Consider the following 19207-nt stretch of genomic DNA (forward strand, 5'->3'; position numbering starts at 1 on the left):
CGGACGCGTTAAGCGCGGATCGCGCCGGCGTGAACCGGCCCGCCGCTACTGCCGCGCCGCGCGCCGCGCCACCGGCGCCGGCACGCCGGGCGTCGCGCGCCAGGGATTGATGTCCAGTCCGCCGCGGCGCGTGTAGCGCGCCTCGACCGACAGCGTCGCCGGCGCGCAGCGCGCCATGAGGTCGCGGAAGATCCGCTCCACGCACTGTTCGTGGAAGTCGGCATGGTCCCGGAAGCTGGCCACGTAGCGGAGCAGGCCGTCGCGGTCGATGCGCGGGCCGCGGTAGTCGATGCGCAGGTCCGCCCAGTCCGGCTGCCCGGTCACCGGGCAGTTCGACTTCAGCAGGCCGGTGGCGAGCACTTCCCGGACCGTCGTGGACGGATCCGCGGCGAGCAGGGACGCATCCGGCGGACCGTGCGAGTCGACGGCAACGTCGCGTGCGTCGAGGTCCACGCAACCCGCCGCGTCCGCGTCGGGTTCGAACGGCGGCAGGCCGAACGCGACCGTGACCGGCGCACCCGCCACGGCGGACAGGTCCGCCTCGATGCGCGAACGCACCGCTTCGGGCGCATCGAACGTCGTGGCGTTGAGCGAATTGAGGTAGAGCTTGAGCGACTTCGACTCGACCAGGCATGGCGAATCGGCGGGCACCAGGAACGTGCCGGTGGCCACGTGCGGGCGGCCGCGCGGATCGAGCCACGACAGTTCGTACGCATGCCAGCGGTCGTGGCCGGCGAACGGCAGCGGCGCGCGCAGGCCGAGCGCGTCGCGGCCGGCGGCGCGCGGGATCGGGTGCAGCAGGCCGGCGTCGTAATGGCGCGGATAGGCGACCTGGCGGCCGAGCGGGAGGTCCGGATGGTCCATCCGCGCATTATCCCCCCGCGCCACCAGCCGCGTGGCGGGGATGCGTGTCAGCTTTCGCCGTTCGCGGCGGACGCGCCGCCGTGCAGGTAGTCGAGCGTGAGCTGGAGCATCGCCCGCAGGCCGAGGTCGAGCGCGTCCTCGTCGAGCATGAACTCGGGCGAATGGTTGGCCGGGGCCGCCAGCGCGTCCTGGCCGGGTGGCGTCGCGCCGACGAAGAAGTACATGGCCGGGACCTCGCGGCCGAAGAACGAGAAGTCCTCCGCGCCGGTGATCAACGGCGGCTCGACGACCTTGCCGGGGGCGACCGCCTCCAGGCTCGACCGCATCCGCGCGGTGAGCGCGGGATCGTTGACGGTGACCGGATAGCCGTCCTGGTCCGGCACCTGCGCCTCGGCGGTGGCGCCGTGCGCGGCCGACACGTGCTCGGCGACGTTGACCAGGTCGGCGAAGATCCGCTCGCGCATGCCGTCGTCGAAGGTGCGGATGGTGCCGGTCAGCTCCACTTCGTCCGGGATGATGTTGTAGCGGATGCCGCCACGCACCACGCCGAAGGTCACCACCGCGGGCAGCTTGGCGATGTCGGTGCGGCGGCTGACGACGGTCTGCGCGGTCGACACCAGGTCCGCCGCGGCGACGATCGGGTCGATGCCGCCCCACGGACGGGAGCCGTGCGTCTGCCGTCCCTTGACCTTGATGGTGAATCGGTCGGACGCCGCCATCAGCGGGCCGGGCCGTACCGCGATCGTGTCCGAGTGGAAGGTGGAGAACACATGCAGGCCGAACGCGGCGTCCGGGCGGAAGTCGTCGAACAGGCCTTCGGCCAGCATCAGGCGCGCGCCGCCTTCCTCGCCGGGCGGCGGGCCTTCCTCGGCCGGCTGGAAGATCAGCATCACCTGGCCCGGCAGGTCCTCGCGCATGCCGACCAGCGCCTCGGCCACGCCGAGCAGGACGCCCACGTGCGCGTCGTGCCCGCAGGCATGCATCACGCCGGTCCGTTGGCCGTTGAACTCGGTGGTCACCGTGGAGGCGAACGGCAGGCCGGTGCGCTCGGTGACCGGCAGCGCGTCCATGTCGGCGCGCAGCGCGACCTTCGGGCCCGGGCGCCCGCCCTCGATGATCGCGACCACGCCGTGGCGGGCGATGCCGGTCCGCGGTTCCAGCCCCAGCGCGCGGAGTTCGTCGGCGATCTTCGCGGCGGTCAGGCGCTCGCGGTTGGACAGTTCCGGGTTCGCGTGGAACCAGCGGCGCAGTTCGACGACATCGTCCTGGAGTCGCTGCGCGGCGGCGGTGACTTCCGGGCGCTGTTGCGGTGACTGTGCGGCGGCGGTCGTGGCGGCGAGCGCGAGCGCGGCGGCGATGGCGAGCGCGCGCAGGCGCGGCGGCGTCAGGTGCATGGCGTCTCTCCCCGGGAGTTCCGGTCGATCCTAGCGTGCGTGACATGCGCGAGTGCATCCGGGGTCGGTCGGGATTGTCGGCAAGGGCCGAATGGATCGCCGCCTTCGCGGGGATGAGGGTCCGGTTGCGTGGTAATGGATCCCCGCCTGCGCGGGGATGACGGTCCGGGTGGATCCCCGCCTTCGCGGGGATGACGGTATCGGGGCGTTGCGGTCGCGGGAAAAGCCGTCGCGGTACAAGCCCCGCGCCTATACGGGCGATCCGCGCACCCCTGTAGGAGCGCCTCTACAGGCGCGATCCCGCGCGGCCGGCATCAACCCCGATGCTCGAGGGCCAGGTACTCCGCCGACTGCATCTCGATCAACCGCGAGGCGGTCCGCTCGAACGCGTGCGCCAGCCGCTCGCCGGCGTACAGGTCCTGCGGCGCGGCGTCCGCGGTGCAGACCAGGTTGACGTGGCGGTCGTAGAACTCGTCGACCAGGTGCACGAACCGACGGGCGGGGTCGTCGTTCGTGCCATCGAACCGGGGAATGCCGCCGACCACTACGGTGTGGAACTCGCGCGCGATCTCGATGTAGTCGCCCGTGGCGCGCGGCCCTTCGCACAGCGCGTCGAAGTCGAACCACGCGTGGCCTTCGGCCAGCGCCTGCGCGGGGATCGCGCGCCCGTCGATCACCAGCGGCCCGTCCTCCCGCGGCGCGCCGGCGGCGAGTTCGTTCCAGCGCGTGCGGAGCCAGTCGCCCGAGTCCGCGTCGAGCGGCGCGCGGTACACCGCCGACCGCGTCAACGCGCGCAGCCGGTAGTCGGTGTCGCTGTCCAGTTCGAGCACGTGGCAGTGCGCCTGGATCAGGTCGATCGCCGGCAGGAAGCGCACCCGCTGCAAGCCATCCTTGTACAGGTTGCGCGGCGGCGTGTTGGAGCTGGTCACCAGCACCGTGCCCTGCGCGAACAGGCCCTCGAGCAGGCGCGCCAGCAGCATCGCGTCGCCGATGTCGCTGACGAAGAATTCGTCGAGCACCAGCACGCGCAGGCGCCTGCCCCAGTCCGCGGCCACCGCCGCGAGTGGATCGCGCTCGCCGGACCGCGCGCGCAACCGCGCATGGACCTCGCGCATGAAGCGGTGGAAGTGCGTGCGGTGCTTGCCGCGCTCGCCCGCCTCGCCGACCGGCGATACCTCGGGCAGCGGCAGGCCGTCGTGGAAGAGGTCGACCAGGAACGTCTTGCCGCGACCGACGCCACCCCACAGATAAAGGCCGGGAATCTCCTTGGCGGCGTCGTTCGAACCGAACAGCTTCGACAGCAGCCCGCCCCCGCGCCGGCCGTCGTCGGCCAGCAGCGCATGGTGGATCCGGTCGAGTTCGGCCAGCGCGGGCCGCTGCGCCGGATCGGCCTGCCAGTCGCCGCGGGCGATGCCGGCGTCGTAGCGCGCGCCCGGCGCCGGGGCGCCGGCGGCGTCAGCCATTGGCGGCGGCGGTCGCCGGCGGCAGGTACTGGCGCACGCCGGCCTTGATCGCGCCGCGCAGGTCGATCAGCCGGCGATGGAAGAAGTGGCCGGCCTCGGGCATGCGCACGACCTCGGGCGGCTCGGGCAGCGACTCGGTCCAGTCGTACACCGCCTGCGGATCGACGATCTCGTCGGCCTCGCCCTGGATCACCAGCCACGGCACCGACGGCGGCGTGACCAGCTCGAAATCCCAGTCGCGGCCGGCCGGCGGCGCCACCGTCACCAGCACCTTGGCGCCCAGTTCCGCGGCGCCGCGCAACGCGACGTAGGCGCCGAAGCTGAAGCCGAACAGCCACAGCTCGTGCCCGGGGCGCTGCGCGCGCGCCCACGCCACGACCGCGCGCAGGTCGTCGAGCTCGCCGTGGCCGGCGTCGAAGCCGCCTTCCGACGCCCCGGTGCCACGGAAATTGAAGCGCACGGTGGTCGCGCCGAGCTGGCGGAACGCGCGCGCCGACATCGTGACCACCTTGTTGTGCATCGTGCCGCCCTCGGTGGGCAGCGGGTGGCATAGCACGACCACCACCGGGCGCGGCGCGGCGTCGCCTTCGGCGTACTCCACGACGGCTTCGATGTCGCCCGCGGGACCGGGCACCCGGAGCGCGGGGGCATCCGGGTCGGCGGCCGCCTCGGCGGTCGGGAACGGCGGCGGTGTGGGGCGGGTGTCGGCCATGCGCGCATGATACGGCCCGCGCGCGTCGCGGCCGTGCGTTGGCCGCGCGGGCGCCGGAAACGACGACGCCGCCCTCGGGCGGCGTCGGATCGCGTCGCGTGGCGGCGCGGTTACTGCAGGTTCTCGACCATCCAGTCGACGGTGGCGATGACCTGCTCGTCGGTCAGCGCCGGGTTGCCGCCCTTGGCCGGCATGATGCCCGCGCTGCCCTGGTAGCCCTCGATCGCGTGGCGGTGGAGCACGTCCATGCCCTGCGCGATGCGGCCGGTCCAGTCGCCCCGCGCCAGGGTCGGCGCGCCGCCGACGCCGTTGGTGTGGCAGCCGCCGCACAGGTTCTGGTAGATCACCGAGCCGTCGAGCGTGCCGCCGTAGGCGACCTGCGAGGCGGCCGCCTGGGCCGCCGCGGCCTGCGCGGCCGCCTGCGCCGCGGCACCGGTCTCGCCGGCGTACACCGCGCCGACCGGCGCGATGCGCGCCTCGGTGCGCTGCGCGACCGAGTCGGGCACGTCGTGCGGCAGGGTGCCGTGCAGGTACCACGCGAACAGGATCAGGCCGAGGGTGAGCAGCATCAGGAAGCCGATCACCAGCGAGAATTTCTTGAGGAAGTCCAGGTCGTAGTTGCGCACGATCCACCCAGGCACGCGGCCCGGGGGCCGCAAGGAAAATGACGTCCGGCGTGGATCGCCCACGCCGCGGACAATGGCGCGCCTGGAGGGATTCGAACCCCCGACCAACGGCTTCGGAAGCCGCTACTCTATCCGGCTGAGCTACAGGCGCGTGCCGATCCGCGGGGCCGCTGGCACGCCACGGGGCGCGCATTGTCGCACAAGGCCGCGAGCGCCGGCGATCCCCCCGACGCGGGCGAAAGGAACGTCCCGGCGCCGTCGTCGCCACGAACCGGACGTCATCCCCCAATCAGGTCGTCGCCCCCGGATCAGGTCGTCATCCCCCAATCAGGTCGTCATCCCCGCAACCAGGTCGTCATTCCGGCAATCAGGTCGTCACCCCAGGAATCAAGTCGTCATCCCCGGAATCAGGTCGTCACCCCAGGAAACAGGTCGTCATCCCCGCGAAGGCGGGGATCCATGGGGGGCCCCACTCCATCCGCCGCGGCTAAGCTTGCGCGATGGGCTACGAACGTTACGAGAAGCCGGCCCCCGCGCCGGTACCGGCCTGGCGCCGGCGCGCCGCGCTGTACTGGGCGCTGGTCCGCGGCGACCGGCCGATCGGCTGGCTGCTGCTGCTCTGGCCGACGTGGTGGGGCCTGTGGCTGGCCGCCGGGGGGGTGCCGCCGCCGTGGCCGCTGCTCGTGTTCACCGCCGGCGTGTGGCTGACGCGCTCGGCCGGCTGCGTGATCAACGACTACGCCGACCGCTGGCTCGACCCGCAGGTCGAGCGCACCCGCGACCGGCCGCTCGCCACCGGCGCGGTGTCCGGCCGCGAGGCGCTGCTGCTGTTCGCCGGGCTGATGCTGGCCGCGTTCGCCCTGGTGCTCACGCTCAACCGCCTGACCGTGCTGATGAGCTTCGTCGGCGTGGTCCTGGCGGCGAGCTACCCGTACCTGAAGCGGTACACCTACCTGCCGCAGGTCTACCTGGGACTCGCGTTCGGCTGGGGCATCCCGATGGCGTTCGCGGCGATCCAGGGCACCGTCCCGCCGGTGGCGTGGGTGCTGTACCTGGCCAACATCTTCTGGGCGACCGCGTACGACACCTGGTACGCGATGGTCGACCGCGACGACGACCTGCGCATGGGCGCGAAATCCACCGCGATCCTGTTCGGCGACCTGGACCTGGTCGCGATCGGGGTGCTGTACGCGCTGTTCCTGGGCGGACTCGGGCTGGTGGGGCTGCAGGCCGGGCTGGGGCCCTGGTACTGGGGCGGCGTCGGCCTCGCGGCGGTGCTGGTCGCCTGGGAATTCGTGGTCGCCCGCCACCGCGGACGCGCCGAATGCTTCCGCGCGTTCCTGCACAACCACTGGGTGGGTGCGGCGGTGTTCGCGGGGCTGGCCCTCCACTTCGCGATGGCGGCCAGGGCCCTGCCAGCCTGATCCCCCTGCCCTGCGCCCGCGTGCCGGTGCTTGCGTTCGCCGCCCACCGCGGCGCGCGGCGCGCCAGGCATCACGCCACGGGCGCGGCCCCGGCCGGCCCTGGATCACGTGGTAGATGAACACGCCCGGTTTGCAAGCGGGGCGCAAGACCGATACATCGGGTCGACATTCCATTCCGCGATTGGAGCTTTCATGGCAGGGACGCGTCATCACCTCTTCTCGCGCGCGCGGTCGAACGTCGCGACCGTCCGCGACGCCCCGCGCGACACGCTCGCCCTGGCGATCCGCCGGGCATGCGCGGCCTCGGCCACGGCCCTCGTGCTGGCGGCGCCCTCCGCGGCCCTGGCGCAAAGCTGCACGCAGGACGCCGATGGCACGACCTACTGCGACGGCCAGTTCCCCGACGGCATCACCTACCAGGCACCTGCGGTCGACCTGGTCCTTGGCGACAACGCGCCCACCAGCGTGACCAACGTGGACGGCGACGGCGTCTTCGCGCGCTCTGGCGGGGACGTTCGCATCGAATCGGACGCATCGATCGATGCCGCCGACGAAGGCATCGAGATCCAGGTCGACGGCTTCGCGGGGTCGGGCACGGTCGTGAACACCGGCGACATCCAGGCGGGCAACGGCATCCGGGTCTTCGCGGGCGAGGACGCACGCGTCGAGAACGATGGCGACATCGCGGCGAGCGCCGGCACCGGCGGGGACGCGTACGGCATCTTCGCGGTCGGCCGCACGGGCACGTCGACCGGGCGCAATTCCGGCTCGATCGTCGTGGAATCAGGCGGCAACGCGACCGGTGCGGCGCTCTTTGGCTTCGACGGCACGCGTTTCGAGAACGATGGCTCGATCGACGTCTCGGGCATCGCCCGCGGTGGCCCCGGCGTGCTGGTGAGCATCGCCGGCATCAAGGTGCGCGATCGCATGGCTGCCGAGGTCTCGAATACGGGCACTGTCACGGTCTCGTCGATCGGCACGCCGGTCAGTGGTTCGATCCTCGCCGACAACGACGCGATCGTGGCCGAGGCGGGGCGGAATGCATCCATCGTCAACTCGGGCACCGCGACCATCGTTTCGAATGACGCGGCGTCCGGCCTGCGCGCGGTCTCCGACACAGGCGCCGCCCATGTCGACAACAGTGGCCTGGTCGACGTGGCCTCGGCGAGGATCGCGCGGGGCATCGGCGTCTTCTCGCCGTTCGGCAGCGCGACCGTGGTGAACAGTGGAGAGGTCCGCGCCACCGGGGACGCGCTGTTGGCCACCGCCATCGAGGCGTTCGGCGGCGAGGCCACGATCACGCTCGAGGCGGGCTCCATGGTCTCCGCCACCAGTGCCCTGGGATCCGCGCAGGGCGTCCGCGTCCAGGCACGGACCGGCGGGGCGACGGTGTCGAACGCCGGCGGGATCGAGGTGACCGGGCACATGGAGGCGCACGGGGTCCAGGTCGCCGCGGTCGGCGGTGTCCCCGTCGAGATCGCCAACCAGGGATCGATCCTCGCCGTGTCCGGGCAGGGCAACGCGACCGGTATCGCCGTCGACGGCGATGGATCCGCCGAGGTCGCCATCGAGAACGGTGGCCTGGTGCAGGCACGCGGCAACGATGAAGCCGTCGGCATCGACATCGAGGACGGCGGCACCGTCACCATCCGCAATGCGGGCGACATCCTGGTGGAGGGCGGAAACCGGGCGGTGGCGGTGCGGCTGGACGCCGCCGGGTCCACCCTGGAGAACACCGGCACGATCAGGTCGACCGCATCGACCGGTGGCGGCGTCGCCATCCAGGGCGGCGACGGGACGGACACGGTCACGAACGCGGGCGTGATCCACGGCGCGGTCCTCGGCCAGGGCGGGGACGACGCCTTCGACAACGCCGCGGGCGGGACCTGGACCGTCGTCGACCTCGCGACCGACTTCGGTGACGGCGACGACCAGCTGGACAACGCGGCGGGCGCGCTCATCCACCTGGTCGACGGGGGCATCGACATGGGCGCCGGGTCGGGCAACGCGTTCACCAACGCGGGCACGCTCAGGGTCTCCGGGCAGTCGCGCATCCACATGGGCGGCGAAACCACCTCGTCGGGCAACGCCCTGCCGTTGTCGAACGACGGCCGCATCGACATGGCCGACGGCATGGCGGACGACCGGCTGACGGTGGTCGGCGACCTGGGTGGCCGGGGCGCGATCCACCTCGACGTCTCCGTGGCCGCGGGCACCGCGGACGGGCTCTACGTGGACGGCAGCATGGCGCCCGACGCCACGCAGACGGTGAACGCGACCTTCCATCCTTCGCTTCTCGACGCATGGCGCTCGGGTGCGCGCGTGCCGTTCGCCTGGATCACGGGCGACAGCACTGCCGATTCCTTCGTGGGCGGGCAGGTCATCGGCCTCGGGGCGGGCAACTTCATCGACCTCGGTGTCCGGGTGACCAGCGACATCGACGCCAGCAACGCGACGGAGGACGTGTTCTACGTCGGCGTCCGCGGGACGGGACTCGATGCGGGGGGCAGCCTGGCGGCCTCCATCGGGTCGGGCGCATGGCGCCTCCTGGACAGCACCATCGGCACGTGGCGGCAGCGGATGGGCGTGGTCGGCGAGCCGTCGTCCGACCGGGCGCTCTCGCCCTTCCTGCGCGTGTTCGATGACGAAGGCGACATCACGCAGGCGCACCGCTCGAGCGAGGCGGCCGCGGGTGGCACCTTCCGCTTCAACCAGCGCAACACGGGCGCGGAGGTCGGCCTGGATTTCGCGCCCGCGCAGGGGATGCACCTCGGGCTGCTGGCCGGCAAGGTGCGTGGCGACCAGTCGCTGGTGGGCGACCACGCCGGGTCGGACCGCATCGACGGCCGCACGCTCGGCGTCTACGGCACCTGGGTGGGCCAGTCCGGCGCTTACGTCGACGCGTCCTATCGTGCGATGCGCTTCGATGCCACCCTCGATGCCGAAGGGGTGCGCCATCGGACGCGTGGAAAGGCCGGGGCGGTGAATGTCGAAGCCGGATGGGCAATCCCCGTGGGCGGCACGGGAATGCACGTCGAACCGCAGATCCAGTCCACCTGGGCCAGGGTCGACGGCCTGGACGTTCCCGGCGCGGAATTCGACTTCCGGTCGCAGGACGCGACGTTCCGACGCGCCCGGCTGGGCCTCGGGCTGTGGAAGGACGTCGCGGCCGGATCGATCACCTGGACCCCGTACGGCGCCGCCAGCGTCGTGCGGATCGACGACGCGGACGTGGGCTACGCCGTCGCCGACCTGCTGGCCGGGTCGACGTCCATCGACGGCACCGGCGCGCTGGTCGAACTGGGTCTCGGCATGGCCACCGGGGGCCTGTCGGCGACGCTGGGCGCGAACTGGAGCGATGGTGGCGCGCTGGACGACTTCCTGGGCGGCCAGCTCGTGATGCGGTACCGCTGGTAGGCGCGGGATCGGCCGGGGTCCAACGTCAGGGGACCCGCGCGCAGACCCAGGCATCCACGCGGAGGACGCCGCGCGCCCGAAGCGCGCTTGCCGCGGCGTGCAGCGTCGCGCCGGTGGTCATGACATCGTCCACCAGCGCGACATGGGGCGGGAGCCCGTTCGCGGCCGCGAAGGCGTCGCGCAGGTTCTCCGCGCGCGCCGCCGCGTCCAGCGTCGATTGCGCGGCGGTGTGCCGGCGCCGGCGCAGGGCGCCCGCAATCAGGGGTACCCGCAACCCGCGCGCCAGGGGACGGGCGAGTTCCAGCGCCTGGTCGTAGCCGCGCGCACGCAGCCGGGCCCGCGACAGCGGGACCGGGACCAGGGCCAGCGGGGGCGGCCAGGGCGGGCCCGCCGCGAGCATCGCGTCGGCCATCAGTCGGCCCGCGGCCAGGTCCGCATGGAATTTCAGCCGAGGCAACAGGCGGTCGACCGGAAATCCATACAGGAAGGTCGCCCGGACCGAATCGAGCGGGGGCGGCCGGTCCCGGCAGGCCGCGCAGGCCCGATGCCCCGCCCTCCCCGGACCGGCGGGCAACGCGCAGCGGGGGCACCCGCCCGGGTGCCAGGGCAGGTCGTCCCGGCAGGCCGCGCAGAGGTCCCGCCCGGCGGCACCCCGTTCCGTGCACACAAGGCAGCGCGGCGGCCAGAGCAGACGCCCGAGCCGGCCGCGCCATCCGCCGACGCCGTCGACCGCCGGACCCTTCGCGAAGTTGACAGCCCCCGCCATGGTCCAGAGACTGCCGGCCCTGTCCCGCCCGCGTCCCTCGGGGAACCGCCATGCCGACCGTCAGCCCTTCGCCCGCCAGCCCGGACGCGCCCCGCCACGATTGGGACCGCGACACGGTCCTGGCCCTGTTCGACCTGCCGTTCTCGGAGCTGCTGCACCGCGCGGCCACGGTCCACCGGGCGCACTTCGACCCGGCCGAGGTCCAGGTCAGCACCCTGCTGTCGGTGAAGACCGGCGGCTGCCCCGAGGACTGCGCCTACTGCCCGCAGGCCGCGCGCTACCACACCGGCGTGCAGGCCACGAAGCTGATGTCGACCGACGCGGTGCTGGAGAAGGCCCGCGCGGCCAAGGCCGCCGGCGCCAGCCGCTTCTGCATGGGCGCGGCCTGGCGCAGCCCGAAGGACCGCGACATCCCCAAGGTCGCCGAGATGATCCGCGAGGTAAAGGCGCTGGGCCTGGAGACCTGCGCGACGCTGGGCATGCTCTCGGGCGACCAGGCGAAGGCGCTGCGCGGCGCCGGGCTGGACTACTACAACCACAATCTGGACACCGCGCCGGAGTTCTACGGCGAGATCATCCATACCCGCGACTACCAGGACCGCCTGGACACCCTCGCGCACGTGCGCGACGCGGGCATGAAGACCTGCTGCGGCGGCATCGTCGGGATGGGCGAGTCGCGCGCGCAGCGCGCCGGCCTGCTGCAGGCGCTGGCGAACCTGCCGGCGCACCCGGATTCGGTGCCGATCAACCGGCTGGTCGAGGTCGAGGGCACGCCGCTGGCGGCGCAGCACACCTCGAAGCTGCTCGACCCGTTCGAATTCGTGCGGACGATTGCGATTGCCCGGATCATGATGCCGCGCTCGATGGTCCGGCTGTCCGCCGGCCGCGAGGAGATGAGCGACGAGCTGCAGGCGCTGTGCTTCCTCGCCGGCGCGAACTCGATCTTCTACGGCGAGAAGCTGCTCACCACCGGCAACCCCGACGTCGAGCGCGACCAGGCCCTGTTCGCGCGCCTGGGCCTGCGGCCGATGGCGGTCGAGGTGGACGCCGACGGGCACGACGCGCCCGGGACGGTGCACGCGGCGATCACTACCGGCGCTGCCGTCGACGCCGCGGCCTGACGCGATGCCCGCGCGCCGACCCGACCTGGCCGCCCGCGCCCGCGAGGCGCGCGCCCAGCGCGACGCGCAGGGCCGGCGCCGCGTCCGGCGCACGGTCACGCGCCGCGACGGCGTGCGCATGGAGCTGGACGGCCACTGGGTCACCGGCTTCTGCGGCAACGACTACCTCGGCCTCGGCCAGCAGTTCGCGGTGGTGGACGCCCTGCAGGACACCGCCGCGCGCGAGGGTGCCGGCGGCCTGGCCTCGCACCTGGTCTGCGGCCACCACGCGGCGCACGAGGCGCTCGAGCGCGAGGTCGCCGACTGGCTGCAGGCGCCGCGCGCGCTGCTGCTGGGCAGCGGCTTCGCCGCCAACCTCGCGGTGCTGCAGTCGCTGCTCGGCGACGGCGACGCCTGCGTGCAGGACCGGCTCAACCACGCCAGCCTGATCGACGCCGCCCGCCTGGCCGGCTGCCGCCTGCGCCGCTATCCGCACGCCGATGCCGAGGGCGCGGTGCGGCAGCTGCGCGGCGTGCCCGACGGCGCGGCCATGCTGGCGACCGACGGCGTGTTCTCGATGGACGGCGACGTCGCCCCGCTGCGCGAGCTGGCGCTGGCCGCCCGCGTGCAGCACGCCCTGCTCTACGTGGACGACGCGCACGGCGTCGGCGTGCTCGGGCCGGACGGTCGCGGCAGCGTCGCCGCCGCGCGGCTCGACACCCGGCACGTCCCGCTGCAGCTGGTGACGCTGGGCAAGGCGCTCGGCGGCGTCGGCGCGCTGGTCGTCGGCGACGCGGACCTGGTCGACCACCTGGCCGAGACCGCGCGCCCCTACGTCTACAGCACCGCGCTGCCGCCGGCGCAGGCCGCCGCGTCGCTGGCGGCGGTGAAGCTGGCGCGCCGCGAGGGCTGGCGCCGCGACAAGCTGCTGGCCCTGGTCGCCCGCTTCCGCACCGCCGCCCACAAGGCGGGTTTCGACCTGCTGCCGTCGGACACGCCGATCCAGCCGCTGCTGTGCGGCGACGAGGGCCGCGCGATGGCGATGGCCCGGGCGCTCGAATCGCAGGGCTTCTGGGTGGCGGCGATCCGTCCGCCCACGGTGCCCGAGGGCCGCGCGCGGCTGCGCGTCACGCTGTCGGCGCTGCACGCGCCCGAGGACGTCGACGCCCTGGTCGATGCGCTCGCCTGGGCCCGGGAGGCCGTCGACCGCGGCTACGGCGCGGTCGCATGAGCACGCCGTTGCACGTCGAGGTCGGCGGCGAGGGCCCGCCGCTGGTGCTGCTGCATGGCTGGGCGATGCACGGCGGTGTGTTCGCGCCGCTGGTGGCGCGGCTGCGACGGCATCGCACGGTGCACGTGGTCGATCTCCCCGGGCACGGCGGCAGCCGCGGGAGCGGCGTGGCGCTGTCGCTGGCGGCATGCGCGGACGCGGTCGCGCGGGCCGTGCCGGTGGCGCCGTGGTGCGGCTGGTCGTTGGGCGGCCTGGTCGCGCTGCACGCGGCGGCGACGCGCCCGTCGGATGTCCCCGCGCTGGCGATGCTCTGCGCGAGCCCGCGCTTCGTGCGCGGCCACGACTGGAAGTACGGGGTATCGGCGGAGATCTTCCAGGATTTCGCCCGGGGCCTGCGCGCGGACTACCGCGGCACGCTCGACCGCTTCATCGCGCTGGAGGCCTTCGGTTCCGACCATGCACGCGAGGAGATCCGCACGCTGCGCGCGGAAGTGCTGGCGCGCGGCGAGCCGGACGCCTCGGTGCTGGCCGATGGGCTGGAACTGCTCGAGTCGACGGACCTGCGCGGCATGTTGCCGTCGCTTCCGGTGCCCAGCCTGTGGCTCGCCGGGCGGCGCGACCGGCTGGTCGATCCGCGTGCGATGCGCGAGGCGGCCGCGCTGGCGCCGGGCGCGGACGTGCACGTGGTCGAGCATGCGGGGCACGCGCCGTTCCTGACCCATGCGGACGAGGTGGCGGCGCGGCTGCTGGCGTTCCTCGGGCATGGCGATGGATCGGTGGCCGCGCGGAGTGGCCGGTCGTGACCCGCCTGTTCGACACGCGACACGTCCAGCGCGCGTTCGGCCGCGCCGCCGCCGGCTACGACGCCGTCGCGCAGTTGCAGCACGAGGTCGAATCCCGACTGCTCGAGTCGCTGGACTACCTCGACGATCCTGCGGTGAATCTCGTCCCGGCAACGGTGGTCGACGTCGGCACCGGCACGGGCGGCGCGGCGCTGGCGATGCGCGCACGCTGGCCGCGCGCGCGCATCGTCGCCATCGATCTGGCGCTGCCGATGCTGCGCACGCTGCGTGCGCGCGACCGCGGCTGGAAGAAGCGCCTGCGCCATCCGCTGGCCCCGGCGATCGGCCTGGCCTGCGCCGACGCCCGCGCGCTGCCGATCGCGGACGGATCGGTGGACGTGCTGTTCTCCAACCTCTGCCTGCAGTGGGTCGAGGACCTGCCCGCGGTGTTCGCCGGCTTCCGGCGCGCGCTGCGACCCGGCGGCCGCCTGCTGCTGTCGACGTTCGGGCCGGACACGCTGCACGAGCTGCGCACCGCGTTCGCACAGGCCGACGACGCGCCGCACGTCAGTCCGTTCGCCGACATCGCGCGCGTGGGCGATGCGCTCGTGCACGCCGGCTTCCGCGATCCGGTGCTGGACCGCGACCTGTTCCACCAGCCGCACGCCGACCTCCCGGCGCTGATGCGCGAGTTGCGTGCGATCGGTGCGACGAACGCATTGTCGGGCCGCCGCCGCACGCTCACCGGTCGCGCACGCTTCGCGGCAGCCGCGCGTGCGTACGAATCGATGCGCGGGCCGCACGGACTGCCCGCCACGTGGGAAGTGATCTACGCGCAGGCGTGGTCGCCGCCACCGGGCGCACCGATCCGCGAGGGCGGGTTCGAGGTCACGCACGTGCCGGCGAGCGCCATCCCGGTGCGCCGCCGGCGCTGAAGCGACCACGCTGCGTTCAGATCGGCGGCCCTAGAGTCCGGGGCTCCCCGCTTCCGGACGCCGCCATGACCCGTCGCGCCGGCCCCCTCCTGGGCCTGTCCTCCGCCGTGCTGCTCGCGGCCGGCCTCGCGCTGCCGTCGTGGCCGGCCCTGGCGCAGTCGAGCGTGGAGGACTGGGGCTTCGACCCCACGGTGCTGATCGCCGATGGCCGCGAACTGCTGCGCCGCGCGCCCGACACGCAGCTCGACGGCCTGTTCAAGGCGCTGCACGGCGCATCGCGCGATCCGGATGACGCGGCGGCGCTGTGCGCGCTGTTCGCGCCGGACGCGGACCGCAGCCTGGCCGGACTCAACACGGCCGCGACCCGCCTGACCCCCGAGGCGCGCGAACGGTTCGCGCTGGCCGTCGCCGACGTGCTGGTCGCCGCCACGCAGAATCCGCCGCAGCCCTACGACGAAGCCGGCGCGCACCAGGCGCTGAAGTCTGCCGGCGCGACGGCCGCGTTCCTGCACGAGGATTTCCTGCCCGGCATGACGGCCGATGACGCGCCGACGCGATGCCGGTCGCTCGGGTTCCTGATGGACGGGCTGGCGAAGCGGCCGGTGGTGGAACGCGCGGCCGTGACGCGCATGCTGCTGCTCGAGGGCCTGGGCCACGTCGCCGCGAACCTGGCGGCGACCGGGATCGACTAGCTCCGCGGATCCGGCTCGAACAGCGCGAGGGCGCGGGCGAATTCGGCGTCGGGTGGTGCGATGGCCTCGATACGCCGGCCGTCGGCGGGATGGGTGAACGCGAGGCGACGCGCGTGCAGCAGCATGCGGTGGATGCCGCGCATCCGGAACGCGCGGTTGTGCCGGCCGTCGCCGTGGCTGGTGTCGCCGATCAGGTGGTGGGACACGTGCTTGAGGTGCCGGCGGATCTGCCGGAAGCGGCCGGTTTCCGGGAATGCCCGCAGGAGGGCGTAGCGCGAGGTCGGGAAGCCCGCGGACGGTTCGTCGAGTTCGCAGGTCGCGATCCGTTCGAAGCGCGTGACCGCCGGCTTCTTCACCGGCTTGCCGGGGCCGCCGTCGAGCGGGTGGTCAACGGTGAACGCGTCCTCCGGCCAGCCGCGGCAGACGGCCCAGTATTCCTTCTCGAACGCGCGCGACATCAGCTCGCGCCCGAGCGCGGCGGCGGTGTCGCGGTCGAACGCGAACAGCAGGCAGCCGCTGGTCGCCCGGTCCAGCCGATGCACAAGGAACACCGGCCGCCCGAACTGCGCGCGCAACCGGTCCGCCGCGAAGTCCGTCTCCCCGCGCGCCAGCGCACTGTCATGCACCATCAGGCCCGCCGGCTTGTCCACCACCGCCAGCCAGTCGTCCTGGTGCAACACCCCGAGCGTCATGCCTTCCTTCCTCCCCTGCCTGCAGGGAAGGGCTGGGGAGGGGTGCCCTTCTCGACGCGGGCAGAGGCACCCCCTCCCAGCCTCCCCCTGCGAGCAGGGGGAGGCGCAGTTGCGTCGCTCCCTCCATTAGGCGCAGGGGAAGGAGCAGTCACGTCGCTCCCTCCCCGACGCGCAGGGGGAGACGCACTCCCTCCCCTGCGTGCAGGGGAGGGCTGGGGAGGGGTGCCCTTCGCCCGCGACAACATCTCCACCTGCCGGTACACCTCGTCCATCACCGCGTCCGTTCGCGTCAGCACGTCGTCATTCCAGAACCGGATCACACGGTGGCCATTCGCCTCGATCCGCAGCGTCCGCGCATGGTCGCGGCAAGCGTGCTCGACATGTTGGCCGCCGTCGAGCTCGATCACCAGGCCGAGTTCGATGCAGGCGAAGTCGGCGACGAAGCCTGCGATCGGGAACTGGCGGCGGAACTTGAGCCCGAGCAGCCGCCGGCCCTTGAGGTGATGCCAGAGTTTGCGCTCGGCGTCGGTCGCGTCGTGGCGAAGGGTTCTTGCGTGGTGCCAGATCCTTTTCATGGGCTCCATCGGTGGAGTTCGTCGGACAAGAGCACCCCTCCCCGGCCCTCCCCTGCAAGCAGGGGAGGGGGTGGACATGGGTCGGAGAATCGCCGGGGCAAGAGCACCCCTCCCCGGCTCTCCCCTGCAAGGAGGGGAGGGAGCACGGACGCGTCAGCGTTTGCGCCTCCCCCTGCTCGCAGGGGGAGGTCGGGAGGGGGTGCGCCTGCCCGCGTCGCTAGCGGCGGGGCCAGGCGGCGATCAGCGCCCAGGCGCCACCGAGGCCCGCGACCCAGGCCGCGGCCGGCACGCCGAACCACGCCGGCCCGCCCGCTTCCATCGCGAACAGCACGGCGGCGCTGACCAGCAGGCCGGCGCCCAGGATCGCGCCGACGGCGCGGCGCTGCATCCGCCGCAGCGAGCGCGCGATGTCCGCCAGTTCGCGCGAGCGCAGGCCGAGTTCCTGCCGGCCCTCCACCTGCTGCGACAGCCAGGCATGCAGCAACCGCGGCATCTCCGGCGCCCGGGTCATGATCTCCGGCAGCTGCTTGCGGAACTCGCGCGCCAGCCGTGCCGGGCTGTAGCGCTCGGCCAGGATCTTCTCCAGCACCGGGCGGGCCACCGCCCAGATGTCCAGCCGGGGATCGAGCTGGCGGCCGACGCCCTCGATGTTGAGCAGCGTCTTCTGCAGCAGGATCAGTTGCGGCTGCAGCGTCAGCTCGTAGCGCTGCGCGGTGCGGAACAGCTTCACCAGCACCTCGGCCAGCGAGATCTCGCTCAGCGGGCGGGTGAAGTACGGCTCGCACACCGCGCGCGCGGCCGCCTCGAGCTCGTCGATGCGCACCGTCGCCGGCATCCACCCGGCCTGCACGTGCAGCTGCGCGATCCGCCGGTAGTCGCGGTTGAAGATGGCCATGAAGTTCTCGGCCAGCCAGTACTGGTCCTCGGCCGAGAGCTGCCCCATGATCCCGAAGTCCAGCGCGATGAAGCGCGGGTTCGCGCGTCGCGCCGGATCGGTGTCGACCCAGATGTTCCCCGCGTGCGCGTCGGCGTGGAAGAAGTTGTCGCGGAACACCTGCGTGTAGAACACGCGCACGCCCTTCTCGGCCAGCGCGCGGCGGTCGATCCCGGCCTCGTCCAGGGCCTCGATGTCGTCCGAGGGGATGCCGTGCACGCGCTCGAGCGTGAGCACGCGCTCGCTGGTGTGCGTCCACTCGACCTCGGGCACGTACAGGTCGTCGCTGTGCAGCCAGAAGCGGCGCAGGACCGAGGCGTTGGCGCCCTCGCGCTGCAGGTCGAGTTCGGCCGCCAGCGTGTACTCGATCTCCGCCACGACCGCGTGCGGACGGATCTTGTCGGCGTTCGGGTGCGTGCGCTCGACCAGCGAGGCGAGCGACCGGAGCAGCGCGATGTCCGCCGCGATCTCGCGCTCCACGCCCGGGCGCAGCACCTTGACCACGACGTCGCGCGCCGGCCGTCCGCCCTGCGCGGGCAACGTCGCCGCATGCACCTGCGCGATCGACGCGGAGGCCAGCGGTTGCGTGTCGAAGCTGGCGAAGGCCTGGTCGACCGGGCGGCCGAGGGCGTCCTCGACCATCCGCCGCGCCACCTCGCCGTCGAACGGCGCGACGCGGTCCTGCAGCAGCGCGAGTTCGTCGGCCACGTCCGGCGGCACCAGGTCGCGGCGGGTGGACAGGATCTGGCCGAACTTGACGAAGATCGGCCCGAGTTCCTGCAGTGCCATGCGCAGGCGCGCGCCGCGCGGCATGGCCTCGACCTCGCGCGAGGCGCGGGGCACGAACGGCCGCGCCAGCCGCAGCCAGCGCTCGGCCGGCGTGTCGTCCAGGAGCGCGTCCAGCCGGTAGCGCAGCAGCACGCGGCCGATGCGCCAGGCCCGCAGCGCGGGCCTCATGCGCCTGCCCCGCGGGACAGGCGCGCCACCCGGGCGGCGAGTCGCTCGGCGTCGTCGCGCAGCAGGTCGACGTCATCCAGGAACGCGTCGAGTTCCGCGCGCGGCACCAGGTCGCGCGATTCCTCGGTGAGGTACTCCGCGGTGGTCTCGGCCAGCGCGGTGGCGTCGTCGCGTGCGCGGCGCAGCATCGAGGCGAAGGCGTCGGCGACCTGCACGCCGGCGATCTCGCCGAACACGGCCACGAACGGCAGCTGCCAGTCCGGATCGAAGCCCGAGGCCAGGCGCTGCAGGCGCCGCGCGAGGTCGGCGTCGCCCGACAGTCGCACGCGACCGACCGGTGCCGTGTCGTCGCGGCGGAAGAACGGCAATTGCGACACCAGCCCGGCGAGCGTCGAGCGGATGTCCAGGTCGGGCGTCTCGGCGTCGACCGGCCCGACCTCGAGGCGCTCGCCCGCCACGCGCAGGCGCAGCGCCAACGGCGGCGAGGCCATGTGCACGTCGACGCTGCGGCCATCCAATGGCGCGAGGCCGTCGCGGGTGTCCGGATCGAGCGCCAGCGCGCGGTTGAGCGCGGCCTCGAGCGCGCGCCCGGCCGGCTGCTTCCAGTTGAAGGGGGCCGCGGTCATCGCGGCATTCTAGCGGC

General features: G+C 73.2%; 16 protein-coding genes, 1 tRNA gene and 1 pseudogene. 7 read left to right on the top strand and 11 right to left on the bottom strand.

Translation table 11 applies throughout. The annotated features are described in order from the left end of the window. Positions 1–45: 45 nt before the first annotated feature. The 6 genes from queF to ACYU7H_RS10635 form a co-directional block, all read right to left on the bottom strand. On the bottom strand, positions 46–864 hold the full coding sequence (queF, locus tag ACYU7H_RS10610; protein WP_460814566.1) for an NADPH-dependent 7-cyano-7-deazaguanine reductase QueF: 819 nt from the start codon (positions 862–864) through the stop codon (positions 46–48). A 47-nt stretch (positions 865–911) separates the two neighbouring features. After that, positions 912–2258: an amidohydrolase gene (locus ACYU7H_RS10615; RefSeq protein WP_460814568.1), complete on the bottom strand. Its 1347-nt coding sequence runs from the start codon at positions 2256–2258 to the stop codon at positions 912–914. Positions 2259–2572: 314 nt separating this feature from the next. Beyond that, positions 2573–3721 (bottom strand): cell division protein ZapE, encoded by a 1149-nt coding sequence (zapE, locus tag ACYU7H_RS10620; protein ID WP_460814569.1) that lies wholly within the window; start codon positions 3719–3721, stop codon positions 2573–2575. Next, the gene (locus ACYU7H_RS10625; RefSeq protein ID WP_460814571.1) at positions 3714–4433 is read right to left on the bottom strand and encodes an alpha/beta hydrolase; all 720 of its coding nucleotides are present in this window, start codon (positions 4431–4433) and stop codon (positions 3714–3716) included. The genes zapE and ACYU7H_RS10625 overlap by 8 nt, the downstream gene beginning before the upstream one ends. A gap of 110 nt (positions 4434–4543) precedes the next feature. Then, a complete protein-coding gene (locus ACYU7H_RS10630) occupies positions 4544–5059 on the bottom strand; it encodes a c-type cytochrome (protein WP_460815042.1) in 516 nt (171 codons plus the stop codon). Positions 5060–5133: 74 nt separating this feature from the next. Continuing rightward, positions 5134–5210, bottom strand: a tRNA-Arg gene (locus ACYU7H_RS10635). Positions 5211–5559: 349 nt separating this feature from the next. On the opposite strand from ACYU7H_RS10635, the gene ubiA reads away from it, so the two are divergent. Both ubiA and ACYU7H_RS10645 read left to right on the top strand, forming a co-directional pair. Then, positions 5560–6483 (top strand): 4-hydroxybenzoate octaprenyltransferase, encoded by a 924-nt coding sequence (ubiA, locus tag ACYU7H_RS10640; RefSeq protein ID WP_460814573.1) that lies wholly within the window; start codon positions 5560–5562, stop codon positions 6481–6483. A 192-nt stretch (positions 6484–6675) separates the two neighbouring features. Then, on the top strand, positions 6676–9900 hold the full coding sequence (locus ACYU7H_RS10645; protein ID WP_460814575.1) for an autotransporter outer membrane beta-barrel domain-containing protein: 3225 nt from the start codon (positions 6676–6678) through the stop codon (positions 9898–9900). Between the two features lie 25 nt (positions 9901–9925). On the opposite strand, the gene ACYU7H_RS10650 is transcribed toward ACYU7H_RS10645, so the two are convergent. Then, positions 9926–10666: a double zinc ribbon domain-containing protein gene (locus tag ACYU7H_RS10650; RefSeq protein ID WP_460814576.1), complete on the bottom strand. Its 741-nt coding sequence runs from the start codon at positions 10664–10666 to the stop codon at positions 9926–9928. 50 nt (positions 10667–10716) lie between these two features. Between ACYU7H_RS10650 and bioB the strand changes: the two genes are divergently transcribed. The 5 genes from bioB to ACYU7H_RS10675 all read left to right on the top strand — a co-directional run bounded on the left by bioB (position 10717) and on the right by ACYU7H_RS10675 (position 15406). Further along, positions 10717–11787 (top strand): biotin synthase BioB, encoded by a 1071-nt coding sequence (gene bioB / locus ACYU7H_RS10655; protein ID WP_460814578.1) that lies wholly within the window; start codon positions 10717–10719, stop codon positions 11785–11787. 4 nt (positions 11788–11791) lie between these two features. Continuing rightward, a complete protein-coding gene (gene bioF, locus ACYU7H_RS10660; protein WP_460814580.1) occupies positions 11792–12997 on the top strand; it encodes an 8-amino-7-oxononanoate synthase in 1206 nt (401 codons plus the stop codon). 8 nt (positions 12998–13005) lie between these two features. Further along, positions 13006–13800 (top strand): pimeloyl-ACP methyl ester esterase BioH, encoded by a 795-nt coding sequence (gene bioH / locus ACYU7H_RS10665; RefSeq protein ID WP_460815043.1) that lies wholly within the window; start codon positions 13006–13008, stop codon positions 13798–13800. Further along, entirely contained in the window at positions 13797–14714 is a 918-nt protein-coding gene (gene bioC, locus ACYU7H_RS10670) for a malonyl-ACP O-methyltransferase BioC (protein WP_460814582.1), read from the top strand. Before bioH ends, bioC begins: the two co-directional genes overlap by 4 nt. Before the next feature lie 65 nt (positions 14715–14779). After that, the gene (locus tag ACYU7H_RS10675; RefSeq protein WP_460814584.1) at positions 14780–15406 is read left to right on the top strand and encodes a hypothetical protein; all 627 of its coding nucleotides are present in this window, start codon (positions 14780–14782) and stop codon (positions 15404–15406) included. On the opposite strand, the gene ACYU7H_RS10680 is transcribed toward ACYU7H_RS10675, so the two are convergent. The 4 genes and pseudogenes from ACYU7H_RS10680 to ACYU7H_RS10695 all read right to left on the bottom strand — a co-directional run bounded on the left by ACYU7H_RS10680 (position 15403) and on the right by ACYU7H_RS10695 (position 19190). Then, a complete protein-coding gene (locus tag ACYU7H_RS10680; protein ID WP_460814586.1) occupies positions 15403–16098 on the bottom strand; it encodes a pseudouridine synthase in 696 nt (231 codons plus the stop codon). The genes ACYU7H_RS10675 and ACYU7H_RS10680 overlap by 4 nt on opposite strands. Before the next feature lie 248 nt (positions 16099–16346). Further along, positions 16347–16673 (bottom strand): annotated as a pseudogene (locus ACYU7H_RS10685) (endonuclease domain-containing protein); the annotation flags it as partial. 217 nt (positions 16674–16890) lie between these two features. Then, positions 16891–18564 carry a ubiquinone biosynthesis regulatory protein kinase UbiB gene (gene ubiB, locus ACYU7H_RS10690; RefSeq protein ID WP_460814588.1) on the bottom strand — a complete coding sequence of 558 codons (1674 nt, stop codon included), beginning with the start codon at positions 18562–18564 and terminating at the stop codon, positions 16891–16893. After that, positions 18561–19190: a ubiquinone biosynthesis accessory factor UbiJ gene (locus ACYU7H_RS10695; protein ID WP_460814590.1), complete on the bottom strand. Its 630-nt coding sequence runs from the start codon at positions 19188–19190 to the stop codon at positions 18561–18563. The genes ubiB and ACYU7H_RS10695 overlap by 4 nt, the downstream gene beginning before the upstream one ends. Between the last annotated feature and the right edge of the window lie 17 nt (positions 19191–19207).

The organism is Luteimonas pelagia (assembly GCF_054776035.1).

Bases quoted from the DNA above. Each gene is read 5' to 3' on its own strand.
- ACYU7H_RS10645 (WP_460814575.1), top strand. From the start codon at position 6,676: ATGGCAGGGACGCGTCATCACCTCTTCTCGCGCGCGCGGTCGAACGTC.
- queF (WP_460814566.1), bottom strand. From the start codon at position 864: ATGGACCATCCGGACCTCCCGCTCGGCCGCCAGGTCGCCTATCCGCGC.
- ACYU7H_RS10615 (WP_460814568.1), bottom strand. From the start codon at position 2,258: ATGCACCTGACGCCGCCGCGCCTGCGCGCGCTCGCCATCGCCGCCGCG.
- ubiB (WP_460814588.1), bottom strand. From the start codon at position 18,564: ATGAGGCCCGCGCTGCGGGCCTGGCGCATCGGCCGCGTGCTGCTGCGC.
- bioB (WP_460814578.1), top strand. From the start codon at position 10,717: ATGCCGACCGTCAGCCCTTCGCCCGCCAGCCCGGACGCGCCCCGCCAC.
- ACYU7H_RS10695 (WP_460814590.1), bottom strand. From the start codon at position 19,190: ATGACCGCGGCCCCCTTCAACTGGAAGCAGCCGGCCGGGCGCGCGCTC.
- ACYU7H_RS10650 (WP_460814576.1), bottom strand. From the start codon at position 10,666: ATGGCGGGGGCTGTCAACTTCGCGAAGGGTCCGGCGGTCGACGGCGTC.
- ACYU7H_RS10680 (WP_460814586.1), bottom strand. From the start codon at position 16,098: ATGACGCTCGGGGTGTTGCACCAGGACGACTGGCTGGCGGTGGTGGAC.
- ACYU7H_RS10625 (WP_460814571.1), bottom strand. From the start codon at position 4,433: ATGGCCGACACCCGCCCCACACCGCCGCCGTTCCCGACCGCCGAGGCG.
- ubiA (WP_460814573.1), top strand. From the start codon at position 5,560: ATGGGCTACGAACGTTACGAGAAGCCGGCCCCCGCGCCGGTACCGGCC.
- bioF (WP_460814580.1), top strand. From the start codon at position 11,792: ATGCCCGCGCGCCGACCCGACCTGGCCGCCCGCGCCCGCGAGGCGCGC.
- ACYU7H_RS10675 (WP_460814584.1), top strand. From the start codon at position 14,780: ATGACCCGTCGCGCCGGCCCCCTCCTGGGCCTGTCCTCCGCCGTGCTG.
- zapE (WP_460814569.1), bottom strand. From the start codon at position 3,721: ATGGCTGACGCCGCCGGCGCCCCGGCGCCGGGCGCGCGCTACGACGCC.